The organism is Streptomyces sp. NPDC104814, from assembly GCF_055583185.1.
Genome location: NZ_JBVJOL010000009.1, coordinates 86,963 through 101,112 on the forward strand (window position 1 = coordinate 86,963; position 14,150 = coordinate 101,112).

12 protein-coding genes and 1 pseudogene are annotated in these 14,150 nt (G+C 73.7%); all 13 read right to left on the reverse strand.

The annotated features are described in order from the left end of the window. Window positions 1-114: 114 nt before the first annotated feature. Entirely contained in the window at window positions 115-939 is an 825-nt protein-coding gene (locus tag ACZ64A_RS26900; RefSeq protein WP_469813861.1) for a DUF6039 family protein, read from the reverse strand. Continuing rightward, a complete protein-coding gene (gene fabD, locus ACZ64A_RS26905) occupies window positions 936-3,668 on the reverse strand; it encodes an ACP S-malonyltransferase (protein WP_469813863.1) in 2,733 nt (910 codons plus the stop codon). Before fabD ends, ACZ64A_RS26900 begins: the two co-directional genes overlap by 4 nt. Before the next feature lie 28 nt (window positions 3,669-3,696). Further along, complete coding sequence (locus tag ACZ64A_RS26910) at window positions 3,697-4,497, reverse strand: enoyl-CoA hydratase-related protein (RefSeq protein WP_469813865.1); 801 nt, start codon at window positions 4,495-4,497, stop codon at window positions 3,697-3,699. Window positions 4,498-4,513: 16 nt separating this feature from the next. Then, window positions 4,514-5,434, reverse strand: a complete 921-nt coding sequence (locus ACZ64A_RS26915; protein ID WP_469813867.1) for a DUF6039 family protein — start codon at window positions 5,432-5,434, stop codon at window positions 4,514-4,516. 66 nt (window positions 5,435-5,500) lie between these two features. Beyond that, window positions 5,501-6,823 carry an alpha/beta fold hydrolase gene (locus ACZ64A_RS26920; protein ID WP_469813869.1) on the reverse strand — a complete coding sequence of 441 codons (1,323 nt, stop codon included), beginning with the start codon at window positions 6,821-6,823 and terminating at the stop codon, window positions 5,501-5,503. A 181-nt stretch (window positions 6,824-7,004) separates the two neighbouring features. Next, entirely contained in the window at window positions 7,005-7,292 is a 288-nt protein-coding gene (locus ACZ64A_RS26925; RefSeq protein WP_469813871.1) for an acyl carrier protein, read from the reverse strand. A gap of 47 nt (window positions 7,293-7,339) precedes the next feature. Then, complete coding sequence (locus ACZ64A_RS26930) at window positions 7,340-9,019, reverse strand: acyl-CoA dehydrogenase family protein (protein WP_469813873.1); 1,680 nt, start codon at window positions 9,017-9,019, stop codon at window positions 7,340-7,342. Next, on the reverse strand, window positions 9,019-10,785 hold the full coding sequence (locus ACZ64A_RS26935; protein WP_469813874.1) for an acyl-CoA dehydrogenase: 1,767 nt from the start codon (window positions 10,783-10,785) through the stop codon (window positions 9,019-9,021). The genes ACZ64A_RS26930 and ACZ64A_RS26935 overlap by 1 nt, the downstream gene beginning before the upstream one ends. A 104-nt stretch (window positions 10,786-10,889) precedes the next feature. Beyond that, window positions 10,890-11,237 carry a YciI family protein gene (locus tag ACZ64A_RS26940; RefSeq protein ID WP_469813875.1) on the reverse strand — a complete coding sequence of 116 codons (348 nt, stop codon included), beginning with the start codon at window positions 11,235-11,237 and terminating at the stop codon, window positions 10,890-10,892. A gap of 423 nt (window positions 11,238-11,660) precedes the next feature. Further along, window positions 11,661-11,897, reverse strand: a complete 237-nt coding sequence (locus ACZ64A_RS26945) for a ferredoxin (protein ID WP_469813877.1) — start codon at window positions 11,895-11,897, stop codon at window positions 11,661-11,663. Between the two features lie 10 nt (window positions 11,898-11,907). Next, window positions 11,908-13,107, reverse strand: a complete 1,200-nt coding sequence (locus tag ACZ64A_RS26950; protein WP_469813878.1) for a cytochrome P450 — start codon at window positions 13,105-13,107, stop codon at window positions 11,908-11,910. 158 nt (window positions 13,108-13,265) lie between these two features. Beyond that, window positions 13,266-13,862 carry a dihydrofolate reductase family protein gene (locus tag ACZ64A_RS26955; protein ID WP_469813879.1) on the reverse strand — a complete coding sequence of 199 codons (597 nt, stop codon included), beginning with the start codon at window positions 13,860-13,862 and terminating at the stop codon, window positions 13,266-13,268. 138 nt (window positions 13,863-14,000) lie between these two features. Then, window positions 14,001-14,150, reverse strand: a pseudogene (locus ACZ64A_RS26960) (epoxide hydrolase); the annotation flags it as partial.

Below are 14,150 nucleotides of genomic sequence, written 5' to 3' on the forward strand. Positions count from 1 at the left end.
CCCACGAAAGAGACACCGTTCCTGCGCCTGTCGCACCCTAGGAACAGCACAACCGCGGGCCTGCTCAGAAGTGAGCGGACCCGCGGCAGGTGAGAGAGTTCGGCGAGCGATCCTCTAGCGGACCTGAGGCAGCGGTGCGAACGCGGTGTCGCCCATGCTGCCTTCGACGAAGAGGCGGTTCCAGGTGCCGCCCCCCTTCTCCGGCACGATGATCTCGTCGAGGTAGATCGCGCGGGTCTCCTCGTCCATGCGCATGTGCATGTCGATCAGGTCGTAGTAGGAGTCCTCGTTCTTCATGTGGATGAGCCAGTGCACCCGGTCGGCCGGCCCGAACGCCTCCTCGTACAGGAACGACGAGGCGATGCCCGGCAGCCTGGTGTTGATGGACTCGGTGATGCGGCGGGCGAACAGCCGCGCCTCGGCGCGGAAGGCGTACTTCGGCTGCGCGACACGGTGGATCATCATTCCGGCCGTGGCGGAGTTGACGGTCTGGTCCGGGCTCACCGACGTCTGCCGCTGAGCGGGCGGGACACGCAGGTCCGGAGCGGCCGCGTCGATCTGCGTGCCGTCCGGCAGCGCCTCGTCGGTCCCGTACATCCCCCAGTGCTGCGGGATCAGGGCCGTCTCCGAGAAGGAGCCGTCGACGAACATGCGGTCCCAGCCGGCTTCCCCGGCCGGACCCTCGTCACCGTCGAGCAGCCGCACGATCTCCCGGTGACCGCTGAGCTGCGGCAGATGGATCAGCCAGTGCAGCCGGTCCCGGGAGCCGAACGCCTCCTCGTGCACGGTGACCGTGGTACGGCCGGCGAACTTCTCGTTGAGGAACGCCGCCTGCTCCAGGGCGATCCGGCGGCCCTCGGTCCGGTGCTCCTGCTTCAGCTGGGCGGTGCGCTCGACGATCACACCGGAGTTGGTCGAATGGAAGGTCAGGGCGGTCATGAGCTGCTCCTGGCAGTGGTTGCGTGGGAAACGTCGGATGGTGCCGCCCCGCCGCAGCGGCGGGCGAGGACCTCGGCGGCACCGGTCATCAGGTGCTCGGCGATGAGGTCGACATGGCGGTCGCGCCAGTTCTCCAGCGCGGTGCCCCGTACGACGTGGTTGAACGCGCCGATCGCGGGCCCGCACTGGATCTGGTAGTTGACCTTCTGCGCGGGGTCGCCCTCCAGCGCCCAGCGCACCGACCGGGCGAAGTACCAGCGGAACGCCAGCGCCATACGGTGCTTGGGCAGCCGCTCGGCCTTCTCGATCTCGGCGGCCCGGCCCCGGGACAGGTGGTAGGCGCGGGTCTCCTCCCACACCTCGGCGAACGGCCGCTTGAAATAGGTGTCCTCGATCGAGCGCCGGGTGGAGGCGTCGATGGACTCCCAGCTGTCGTGGGAGCGGTAGAGCTGGTACAGCTTGTTGCCGCGGGCCGCGAACAGCGTGCCCTTGCGCACCACCTGCACCTGGGCGCCGATCTCGAACATGTCACCGGCGGGCGCGTAGGCGGTGTCCTGCACATCGAGCGAGGCCAGGACGTCCTTCACGGCGTCGGAGGTGCCGGACTGCGGTGAGCACTGGTTGACACTGCCGGTCAGGACGAAGTCGGCGCCGAGGACGAACGCCGCGGCCACGGCCTCCGGGGACCCGATTCCGCCGGCCGCGCCGACCCGGATCCGCCGGGCGTGACGGTGACGGGCCATCGCCGCGTCCCGGTGGCGGATCATCGCGGGCAGCAGGGTCAGGGCCGCGCCGCCGTCGGTGTGACCGCCGGAGTCGGCCTCCACACAGATGTCCTGACTGACCGGCAGGCCGGCGGCCACCTCGGCCTCCTGCGCGGTCAGCCGGCCCTCGGCGACCAGCTGGCGCAGGATCGGCTCGGGCGGCGGACCCATGAACGCGGTGGCCACCTCCGGGCGCGACACCTTGGCCAGGACCCGGCGGACGGCGACGGGCCGGCCCTGGGCGTCCCGGTGGGCGCCCGCGAAACGGAAGCGCACCACGGCTGGGGTGAGCTGGGTGAACCCGGCGGCCTCCACCGTGCGCACCCCGTGCCTGAGATACAGGTCGACCAGGGTCTGTTCATAGGCCGGGTCGTCGATGGAGTGCAGCAGGTTCATGCCGTAGCGGCCGTCGGGCCCCAGCGCGTCGGTGATGCGCAGCAGCGCGCTCTCCACTTTCTCCAGCGTGAGGCCGCCGGCGCCGAAGAAGCCCATGAGGCCGGCCCGGCCCATCCGGATCACCAGATCCGCCGAGGCGATACCCCGGAACATGGCCCCCGCGAGATACGCGTACCGGATCCCGTACTCCCGCCGGAACTCCGCACACCCCAACGCCTCGGCGCCCGAGGCCTGCCCGTCGGAAACCTGCCCGGAGGGTTCGGCCGGTACCGGGAACCGCCGCAGCTGCCCCGCTGCCGCGCCGTCCAGGACGGCGGTGTCGCCCGCGGGAACGGTGACACCGGCCGCAGACAGGCCCACCGGGGCCGTGGGGGGCATGGTGGCGACGGCGGCGGTGCGCGCGGCGGCCGCCCGCGGGGGATCGGCGACGACGGTGGTGCCCGCGACGCCGCCCCCGCCGGCCCGCGCGACGGCCACCGCACCGGCCGGGGCCGTGGCGTGCGGTGGGGGAGCGGAGGGGGTTTCTGCACCGGTCGTGGCCGTGGCCGTGCTGAACGGCGAGGGGGTCACCGCGCCGGCCGTGGCCCCCGTGCCGTGCGGCGCGGCCGACGTGGCCGTCGCCGCGCCGGCCGGGGCCGTGGACGGGGACGCGGGTGCCCCGGCCCCGCGGGATGCCGGGACCCGGGGCGCGGTGGTCCGGGCCGTCGCGGTCGGGCCGCCGCGGGCCGCCGCGGCGTACGTGCGCTTCCACAGGCCCGTCAGGACCTGCCCGGGGCCCACCTCCTCCACCTCCCGGACGCCCTGCGCGTCGAGGTAGGCCATGGTCTCCGCCCAGCGCACCGGGGCCGCGATCTGCCGGGCCAGCAGCTCGGCCACCTCACCGGGCCGGTACGGCCGGGCCGTGACGCTGGACACCACCGTGCGGCGGGGGTCGGCGAAGGAGAAGCCGGCCAGGAAGCGCGCGAACTCCTGCGCGGCGGGCCGCATGTGCCGGGAGTGGAACGCCGCGCTCACCCGCACCGGCACACAGCGCACCCCCGGTCGCCGCCCCAGGGCCTGCGCGACCTCGCGCAGTTCCTCCAGCGGCCCGGCCAGCACCGTCTGCGTGGGCGCGTTGAAGTTCGCGACGTCCACCTCACGCGCCCCGGTCTCCTGAAGCAGCCCCGGCACCTCGGTGCCCTCGGCGCCGAGCACCGCCAGCATGCCGCCGCCCGCTGCCCGCCCCATCAGGGCGCCGCGCTCCCGCACGAGCCGCAGCCCGGTCGCGAAGTCGAAGCAGCCCGCGGCGAACAGGGCGCCGTACTCGCCCAGGCTGTGCCCGGCCAGGAACCGCGGCCCGGGCAACGCCGGGTCGCGGGCCAGATACGTTAGCGCACCCACCACGAACAGTGCGGGCTGCGCGTACTCGGTGCGGTCGAGCCGGCCCTCGCCCGAGGTGCGGCACAGCTCCTCGACGGAGTAGCCGAGGATGTCGTCCGCTTGCCGCGTCAGCTCGGGGAAGCGGGCGAACAGCCCGTCCCCCATGCCCTTGCGCTGTGATCCCTGTCCGGGGAACACCAGTGCCACCATCGCCTCGTCCCTCCTGGCCCGTTCCCGGTCAGGGCCGCGGCTTCTCCCAGGGGAGCCGCCGCGCCGTCGTGTAGTCGGTGATACGGCGCCGGGCGACCGGCGCGTCGATGAGCCGGGTGAACTCCCGCAGGGCGAACGCGTCCGTCTCCTGCGTGGTGAACCACAGGGTGCGGGCGTAGCGCTTCAGCTCGCCCACCGTCACCGGGTCCAGCCGCGTCAGGCGGACCAGCAGCCTGCGCACCGCGAGGGCCGGGTCGGCCACCACGTCGTCCACCAGGCGGTACTCCGCCGCCCGGCGCGCGGGCACGGGCTGGGTGGTCAAGGCCATCGAGTAGGCGACCTGGAAGCCGGTACGCCGCACCAGGACGGGCAGCACACAGCACGGCACGAGCCCCCAGAGCGCCTCGGGCAGGCTGAACTCGCTGCGTTCGGTGGCGATCACCAGGTCGGCGGCGGCCGCGAGGCCCACACCGCCCCCGGTGACCCGTCCGTCGACGCAGGCCACCACCACGACCGGCGTCTCGCCGAAGCGCCGCATCAGGGCGAGGAACGCCTCCCCGCCCTGGCCCGCCCGTACGTCACCGCCGGCGAGATCGCCCGCGGCCTCCTCGAAGTCGAGCCCGGTGCAGAACGTGCCGCCGGAGCCCTCCAGGAGCAGCACCCGGCAGTCCGGATCGGCCTCGGCCCGGTCCAGGGCCGCCTCCAGCGCGTCGAGCACGTCCCCGCTGAGGCTGTTGAGGCCGTCCGGGCTCGCCAGCGTGACACGCAGGACGTGCGGCTCGGTGGTGAGCCGCACGCCCTGGTGCGTCGGATCGATGTCCGCCGTCACGGCCCGGTCCGCCGCTTCAGAACCACAGGGGCGCGCCGGCGTGCAGCGGCGTGATGACGGTGTCCTGGATGGTGGGCGAGACGAACGTCTGCTCCCAGCCGCCGCCGCCCTTGTGCGCGGGCACGAACTCGCGCCCGAACAGCGCCCGGTAGTCGGCGTCGGTCCGGCTCAGCTCGGTCAGCTTGCGGTAGGTGTCGAAGCTGTCGAGGTGGATCATCCAGTGGATGCGGTCCTGCTGGCCGAAGGTCTCCTCGTACAGGTAGACCGTCAGTTCCCCGCCGAGGGCCCGGTTGACCTCGGCGGCCCAGGCGAAGGCGAACTCGCGGGCCTCGGTGCGGAAGCGGAACGCGGTCTGCGCGGTGCGGATGATCGTCAGGCCGCTGTCCAGCGAGTTGCGCTGCCGGCTCTCGGGCAGGCCGGTCTGGTGGCGGGCCGGCGGCACGAACGTGTCCGACGGCTCGTCGTGGTGGTCGTGGTGGTCGTCGTCGTGGTCGTCCAGGCCGTGCTGCGGCACGTACACGCGCTCCTGGAAGGAGCCCTCGACGAACATGCGCTCCCAGTTCCCGGCGCCCTGCTCGGCCTTGATCCGGTCGGCCTCGGTGATCTCCTTGAAGCTCCGGTCGTGGTCGGCTATCTCCAGGAAGCGGCTGTAGTCGTTGGGCTGCTTCATGTGGATCAGCCAGTGCAGCCGGTCGGCGGTGCCGAGGATCTCCTCGTGCACCGCGATCGTGGCGACACCCTCGACCACCTTGTTGAGGTGGTCGACCAGATCCCTGGCGAACGCGCGGCCCTCGGCACGGAAGGCGTGGTTGAGCTGGCCCGCCCGGTGGATGATGAAGCCCGCGTTCCCGGAGTGCAGCAGGTTGCTGCCGGAGCCGAGGGGTCCGGCCTGGGCGGGAAGAAAGGCGCCCGGGGCCGGGCTCACCGCGTCGGTCATCGCACTGTCTCCTTCGTCGCACGAGTGAGGCGGCCTCGGGCCGCCGGGGTACGACGCTAGGGAGCGTCAGCGCAGGGTGCCGCTCACAATTGAGCGCGGCCGCGCCGCCGTGAAGAAGTCCCCGAGCAGCCGCGCGACCTCGCGGGGCCGGTCGTACATGGAGTAGTGCGTGGCGCCGGGCAGCTGTTCGTGGCGGGCGTCGGGGAAGGAGCCGGTTGCCAGGGCGAGCCGCTCGGGGGACGCGATCCGGTCGAACTCGGCGGTCACGCACAGCACCGGCACCCGCACCCGGCCGGCGTGCGCGAGGGCGTCGTGGTCCCAGTAGTCCAGCAACTGCCGGGCGTAGGCGGGCAGGACGTCGTCGGCGAACGGACGCAGCAGTTCTTCCTCCAGGCCGGGCGCGGGCAGCGCGAGGACCTCCTCGGCGAAACGGTGGGCGCTCAGGTCCTCTGGCAGGTCGGCGCGCTTGCCGGTGAACAGCGCACGCATCCGGGAGGCGAGCGCCGGGCGGGCGGCGACGGCCCGGCACAACTCCTCGAGGCCGCGCTCGTAGGGGGTGTCGGGCTCGCGCCCGGCCGGGTCGCCGGTGTGCCGGAAGGAGCCGTGCAGGAAGACCATCGACCGTACGGCGTCGGGGCGGCGCCGGTGGAACTCCACCGCCGTCTTCGGTCCGCTGCACCAGCACACCAGATGGCACTCGCGGACACCCTCGGCGGCGAGTACGGCCGCCAGGTCCTCGGCCTGGTCGCGCAGCCGCAGCGGCCGGGTGCCGGCGCGGGTGCCCCGCGGCGCCCAGGTCAGCACCCGGTGGTCGGGCGCGAGCGCCGCCATCAGCGGATGCCACAGCGCCGTACCCATCCCGAGGGCGTTCACCAGGACGACGGGCGGCTCGCCGTCCCGGGCGGTGCCGGCGGCGACGTACGACAGCACTCCGCCCATGACGCCGACCCGGCGCGGCGCCGTCCTGGCGATCCGGTCCGCCTGCTGTGCGAGGGAGCGCCGCAGCGCGTCCTGCTCCCGCACGACGGCTGCCAGGTCCGCGGCCGTGGCCACACCGCCATCGGCGTCCGTGTCGTTGCCGTTGCCGCCGGCGATCCGGCCGCGTTCCGCGCGCAGGGCGGCCAGGCGGTCCACGGCGGTGCAGTCCTGCGCGTCGGCCACCGGTTCCAGCCGCAGCCCGTACGCCTCGGACACCAGCCGGCGCACCGGGTCACGGTCGGCGCCGTGACGCTCGAGCAGATGGGCCGGCAGCCGCAGCGGCCGGTGCTCGAAGTAGTCGGGGCGCCGGGCGCGCACCTCAGCGGCCGTGTCGTGCACGGCGTCCAGCAGGGGCCGCAGCCGCCCGGTGCCGGGTCCCGCCGTGGCCATGTCCGTCACGCCGTCCGTCATGGCGAGTGCCTCTCCTTCGCGCCTACGGGGTCGGGGCCGCCCGGGGCATCGCGACGGCACCCCACCATGGGGTCGGCCGAGCCCCCGGCTCCGCTCAAAACTGAGCGGACCGCGCCGCGCCGGGGACGTCTCGCCGGTCACGGCGGATCCGCCCGGCCCGGCGCGACCGACGGCAGCCGCCCTAGCGTTCCGGGCGCCCGTCCCGCACAGGCACCCCCTGTGCCACGACATGGCGGCTCAGCGCGGCGACGGTGGGGTGGTCCCAGGCCGCGGTGGGTTCCACGACGACCCCGAACTCCTCCTCGATGTCGCCGCACAGCCCGAACGCGGCCAGCGAGTCGAGGCCGTACTCGCTGAACGGCAGGGCTAGGTCCAGGGTCCGGGCGTCGCCTCCCAGGTAGGCGACGATCCGGGACACCAGCCAGCGGCGGACGTCCGCCTCGTCAAGCTGCTGGGACGGGCTCGGCATGGGCGAAGTCCTCGGGCAGGGGCCGGTGGTGGGCGGACGCGCCGCCGTCAGCCGGCCAGGGGGGTGTCGTACACATCGAATGTCCGGTGCGAGCGGTGACGGGCGAGCAGCTCGGCCACGATCTCCCGCTCGGTGGTCGCGGGCGGCGCGGGTATCTCCCGGCCGAGCCGCACGACCATGCGGTGCAGGGCCGCCGTCACCCAGGCGGGATCGGCCAGGAAATGCGTCCGCTGGCCGTCCGCCTCGCGCCACACGCCCAGAGCGGCCACCGCGGCCGTGAGCAGAGCGTGGCGTTCGGCCAGGTGCCGGGCGTGCGGGTGCGGCGCCACGAGGTGTTCGGGGTCCAGCTGGGCGCACTGCCGTGTCAGGTCGCGCAGTTCGTCGAGGAGCGCCGCGCACGCGGCGCCCAGCACGCGGCCGTGCGGGCCGAGATCGGTGCGCCCCATCACGTCGTCGGCGCAGGCGCGCAGCGACGCGGCGAGCGGATCGGAGACGGCCTGCGGCCGGCCGCGCCAGTCGAGCGGGGGCAGGCCCTCCCCCGGGGAGAACACCGAACGCGGCACGGGCCGCCCCGGCGTCGTCGCCGACAAGGCGCGCAGCGCCGTCGCGGCGGTCACCGGCGGCGCGGGCAGCCGCTGCAGGTCGCGCAGGCGTTTGCCGAACATCGCGTACGGCCCCTGTCGTACGGAGCCGGCCAGGCCCAGCACGCCGGCGACGTCGTCGACGGCCCGGCGGAGCAGCCGCGGCACGGCCAGGGCGGCCGCCTCCGCGACGGCACCCGCCTCGGCGGGCAGGGCGTGCAGGCAGCGGGTCGCCGTCAGCGCCAGGCAGTCGGCGACGAGCAGGTCGAGGAAGGCACCGGCGAACAGCCCCCGGTGGAACGGCACGTCGGCCAGGGACCGGTCGAGCAGCCGCCGGTCCCGGGCGAATCCGAGGGCGGTGCGCACGGCCCCGTCGGCGCCGCCCACCGCCATGGACGGCAGGGCGCATCCCGCCAACTGCCGTATACGTCGGGCCAGTTCATCGCCCTCGCCCTCGGCTCCGACGAGCGCGGACGCCGGGACACCGTGGGCGTCGAACGACGGCCCCGTGCCCGGACCACGCTGCCCGTCCGGCAGCTCTCCGGTCCGCAGCAGCAGCGCGCTGTGCGCGGCCTCGCCCGAACCGGTCCGGGCGAACACGAGCAGCGCGTCGGACCGGAAAGCGTCGATACATCGTTCGGCGTCCCCGTCCAGGACGTATCGCTCACCGTGGCGCCGGGCGGCCGGTGCCGTATCGGCGACAGCGCAGTCCCGGCCCACGCCGACCGCGGCCGGATACCCGCCGCTCAGCAGCAGCCGGGCCAGGTGTTCCTGCTGCTGTCCGCTGCCCGCCGCCCACACGGGGGCCACGGCGAGGAGCGTGGAGGCGCCCGTGGCGAGCCCGAGGGCGCCGTCGTGCCGGAAGACGGTGCGCACCACCCTGCACAGGGTGTCGACCTGGACGAAGCGGCCACCGAGTTCGGTGGGCACGAACTCGGCGCCGAACCGGTAGTCCGCCAGCAGCAGCGGCAGCGCGTCCGGCACACGCCCCTCCTCGTCGGCGCGCAGCAACGCCGCCGCACCCAACGGGTTGGTCAGATCGCCGGGGCTGCCGAAGTGCTTGTCCAATGCGGTGATACGGGCCCGTACCGCACTGTCCTCCGACACCGATCCCGGACGTGTGCCCCGGGCCGCGGCCAGTCTCATCACGCTGCTCCTTCCACGCCTGCGGGCGGCACGAGAGCGCAGGGCGCGCCGTCGCGTTCCCACAGGTCGGCGACACGGTCGGCCAGTGCGTCGTAGTCCTGGCCGCCTGATCCGGGTCCGTCCTGCACCATGTGCGTGTCCGCCCCGCCGAGCCGCCGCAGCAGCCGCCGCAGCGCGGGCTCCAGCCACATCCCGTCCGGCCACCTGTCCTCCAGCGCGGGCGCGTGCCGCCACATGCCGAGGCAGGCCGAGGCCGCCAGGCACACGGCCACCTGCCGGGCCTGTTCCGCCGAGGCGGCGGGCAGCCGGGCGAGGGTGTGCACGGCGGGCGGCAGCGCGGCCCGCAGCCGCTCGGCCCGGCCGCTCAGTTCCTGCGCCACCCTGGCGGCACCTGCCAGCGCCGGGGTGGTGGCCGCGGCGCCGGCGAGTTCCCCGGCCAGCCGAGGCAGCGCCGCGAGCAGTGCGCTGCCGTCGCGCGCGACGAGAGCGAGATCCTGCGGGCGAGGCGGGGGCAGGGGCGAGCCCGGGTCGTACACGGCCGGGTCGACGCCTGCGCCCTGCGCTTCGGCGGGGCGCGCCAGATGACGGAAGGCGGTGGCGAGGGCGTACAGATGGGCGGTGTCACTGCCGCCGAGGATCCGCACGGTCCGGTGGTCGCGTTCGGCCTTGCGCAGCATCTCCTGCGCCGGGCCTGCCGTGCGCTGCGGGAACAGGCCGACGAGCCGCTCCAGCACCTCTCCTACGACCGCGGGCACCAGGTGGGCGGCCGCAGCGGAGGTCACCGAGAGTTCGCGCGGCAGCAGGTGCACGCTGCGTGCGGTGACCGTGGCCAGCGCGTCGACGGCCAGCAGGTCGGCGGCGCACTCGCCGAGGATCCGGCGGGTCAGCGGTTCGTCGGCGAGGGTGCCGGCGACTGTGCCGGGAGGGCGGCCGGGTCGCTGCCGCAGCTCGGTCAGCGCCAGGTGCAGTGCGTGGCCGGCGGCGCCCGACGACAGGGCGGGGGTGATGCTGCGGACGAGCTGCAGCCCCTTCAGGACGATCTCGCCGCCCTGGCCCTGTGCCCCGACCAGGCTGCCGGCCGGAGCGACGGCGTCCGTGAAGAGCACCCCGCTGAGGTCGGCGCCGCGCACACCCTCGGTGGGCGTACGGGCCGACTCCTCGCACCGGCCGCCGCTCAGCGTGGCCTTGTCGACGAGCAGCACGCTGTAGGCACGCGGACCGGAGTCCGGCCCGGTGCGGGCGAGCAGACAGAGCACCCGGGCCCGGGCGGCACCCGGCACGAGCGCCTTCTCGCCGTTGAGGAGGAAGCCGTCGGCGACCGGCCAGGCGGTGACGTCGGTGGTGATCGGGTCGTCGTCGTGGTGCCGCTCGGACAGGGCGAGCGCCACGCTGTGCCCGGCCCGCACCAGAGTGCCCAGGCGCCGGGCGGCCCCGGGATCGCCGGAGGCCCACACGCAGGCCGAGCCGAAGAAGGTGCCGGTGTGGACCACCGCCGTGGTCAGGTCCCGTCCCGCCACCGTGCGTACCAGCGCGGCCAGTTGCGGGTAGTCGGTCAGCAGCCCGCCGTGCTCGGCGGGCACGTAGTGGTCCGGCAGCCCCCACAGGTCGAGCAGCCCGCAGGGATCGGCGGGGAAGGTCTCGTGGCGGTCGGCGTCCAGAACGCGGGCGTACGACAGCATCGTCGCCGGGTCCTCGGGGTCCCCCAGCCGGCGTTCGAGCAGCGAGGCCACGTCGGCGGGCGGTGTCGCGTTCCTGGTGCCCGGCATCGCTTCCCCCCTTTCGCTGATGGGCTGCGCCGCGGGCCCGCGCCGGGGCGCGGCCGCTGCTCGCGGACGCCCCGGCGCGGGCTCGGGACCGTGCCCGGCCGGTGTTACTGGGCCACCCACAGCGGCCGCACCTCGAGGGTCTCGGGCGTCGGCCACGACTTGGCGATCTCCACGGCGGCGTCGCGGTCGGCGGCCTCGACGAGGATGTAACCGCCCAGCGTCTCGTCACCGCCCGCGAACGGCTCCTCGACGGCCTTCGGGGTGCCGTCGGCGGTCCGGCGCACCGTCACCGGGGCCACGGACTCGGTCTCGAACGCCTCGCCGCCCACGAGGGCACCGGCCTGGGCCTGCTGGCCCATCCACTCCTCGATCTGCTTCCGGTAGGCGAGGCGGTCCTCCTGGATCTTCCGCCTGGACTCGGCGTTCTCGATGATGACGATGGCGAACTTCATGCGGGTTCTCCTACTGTCGCGACGTGCGAAATACCGGGCTGGAATACGGAATTCCAGAATCCGAGGAGATACTCAATAGGCCCCTCGCGACCCGTGTCAAGTCGGACCGGGGGAAGCAACTCCTTTGAGTGGAGAGGCAATTGGCATTCGGCAAGCGGAACTCGCAGTCGTGCCGCGCCGCCTCGGGAGCGGCCCCTATTCAGAGCGTCAATTCCCGCCGAATTACGGCTGATTTCCGCCGCCGCCCCCGGACCGGGTGCCAGGACCGGAAAGCGTCCACCGTCAGGGCCGGAAAGCGCCCACCGTCAGGACCGTAAAGCACCCACCCGAAAGGCGGTGATGCTGCCGACCCTAACCACTGTGCACCCCGGCCCGCGCGTGCGGCGCTCGAGGATCGCTCGAGGCGCCGCACCCGACCGCCCGTCACTGCAGGTCGAGCACCGCACCGGTCGCCGCGTCCCGCACCCGCAACGCCTCCACCGGGCAGGACTCCACCGCGTCCAGCACGTCCTCGTCCGGCTCCAGTTCCCCGGCCGGCGGCACCGACCGCCCGTCGACCACCCGGAAACGGTGGGGTGCCACCCCGGCGCAGATTCCCGTGCCGATGCACACCCCGTGATCGGCCTCGACCCGCCAGTGCGTCGTGCGCTCCTCGCTCATCCCGCCCACCTCACCAAGCGACCGGCAGCCGCCGCGGACCGCGGAACAGACCACCCGTCTTCCATTCGATCTCCTCCGCCGGGACCGCCAGCCGCAGCCCGGGGAAACGCTCCAGGACCCCGCCGATGGCCACACGCAGCTCCATCCGGGCGAGCTGTGCCCCGAGGCAGTAGTGCGCCCCGTGCCCGAACGCCAGATGGGGGTTCTTCTCCCGGGTGACGTCCAGACGCTCCGGGTCGGCGAACATCCGGGGATCGCGGTTGGCGTTGATCGCGGCGGCCATCACGCCCTCACCGGCACACACCGTGCCGCCGCTGAGCTCCACGTCCTCCCGCGCGATGCGCGCGTTGCCGATGCCGTTGCCCAGCGGCACGTACCGCAGCAGCTCCTCCACCGCCTGCGGCAGCAGCTCCGGCTTCTCCCGCACGAGCCCCATCTGGTCCTCGTGGGTCAGCAGCACGTACAGCATGTTCGCCAGCTGGTGGGCCGACGTCTCGTGTCCCGCGACGAGCAGCGTGACCCCGAAGGTGATCAGCTCCTCCTCGGAGAGCCGGTCCCCTTCGTCCCGGGCCGCCACCAGCACGCCCAGGAGGTCGTCGTGGGGGGCGGCCCGGCGTGCGGCCACCAGGTCGGCGAGATAGGTGCGGATCGCCCGGTCGGCGGCCAGCGCCTCCTCCTTGCTGTACGCCGTGGTCGACATGATCACTTCCGACCAGTGCTGGAACTTGCCCCGGTCCTCGTACGGCACGCCCAGCAGCCGGCAGATCACCGCGATCGTGAACGGCTCCGCCAGGTCGCGCACCACGTCCGCCGGCGGGCCCATGCGCTGCACACCGTCCAGCAGCCCGGAGAACAACTCCTCCAGCCACGGCTGCAACTGCCCCATCCGCCGGGCCGTGAACGCCTTGGACAGCAGGCGCCGCAGCCGCGTGTGCTCCGGCGGGTCCATGCTGAGGATCGTGTCGCCGCGGCGGGCCAGCGGAGTGGTGCGCGGGGTGTCCTCACCGATCTGCGCCCGGCTGAAGCGGGGATCGGAGTTCACCGTCCGCACGTCGTCGTAGCGCGTGACGAGCCACCCCTCGTCGCCGTACGGGAGCTTCACCCGGGCAAGCGGCTCCGCCTCCCGCAGCTCCTCGAACGCGGGGTGGATCTCAAGTCCGTGCACCTCCCCCTCGAAGGGGTACGTGTGCACCCGCCTCGTCGTCGACATGAGTCCACTCCTTCGCCTCAAGGACCCGGCACCTCGGTGAGGGGCTTCTCACGCCCGAGCGTGACCCGCCCACCCCGCGCGGCGCCGCTCACTCTTGAACATCGCCCGCACCGGACCGGGGGAGTGGATGCGTGCCCGAGGCGGGCGGACCCCCGTGCTCAGCCGTCGACGCGGGTGTAGGTGAGGAAGGCCGCGCCGCTGTCCAGCACGGTGTGGTCGGCCAGTGCCCAGGTGCGCGGATCGAAGGCGGCCTTGCGGGAGAACAGCGGGATCCCGTCGCCGATGGTCAGCGGGCCGAGCTTCAGGATCAGGGTGTCGATCTCGGCGTACAGGGAGCCCGCCAGCTCGGCGCCACCGAGCAGCCAGATGTCCTTGCCCTCCTGCTGCTTGAGCTTGCGCACGGTCGCCACCGGGTCGTCGGCGACCAGCTCGACGGCCGGGTCCGGGCTTTCGGTCAGCGTCCGGGAGAACACCAGGTGACGCAGGTGCGGGAAGGCGTCGGTGATTCCGGCCGCGAGACCGATCTCGTAGCTGCGCCGCCCTTCGAGCACCGTGTCGAAGTGCGTGCCCTCCGCCGTGACGGACAGCGCCTGCCGGGCCTGCACGGGCAGCGTCTCGGGGTACTCGGTCACGAGGTGGCGGATGTAGTCCTCCGGTATGGGCCAGAAGCCGTTCGGGCCGGTGGGGTCCGCGCCGTCGGGGCCCGCGATGAACCCGTCGAGAGTGATGGCGACGTAGTGGACGAGTCTGCGCACGCTGATTCCTTTTTCTTCGGTCCGCTGCCGTGGGCCCCGGCATGCCGGCCGGGGCGCGAGGCACGTCGGGCGATCATGACACGCGGCCGGGCCGTGCGAAGCCGTGTTCGGGGGACGTGCGACGGGCCCGCGGCGCGTTCAGGGCCTGCGGTCGTGGAAGGTGCGGCGCAGGTCGTTCACCCAGGCGTCGGGGTTCTCCCAGGGGATGAAGTGGCCGCCGCGGTCATGGGCGTTGACGTTGACGTGGTGGAACCACCGCGCCTGCGGCCCGGTCGCGAACGCCCGTAC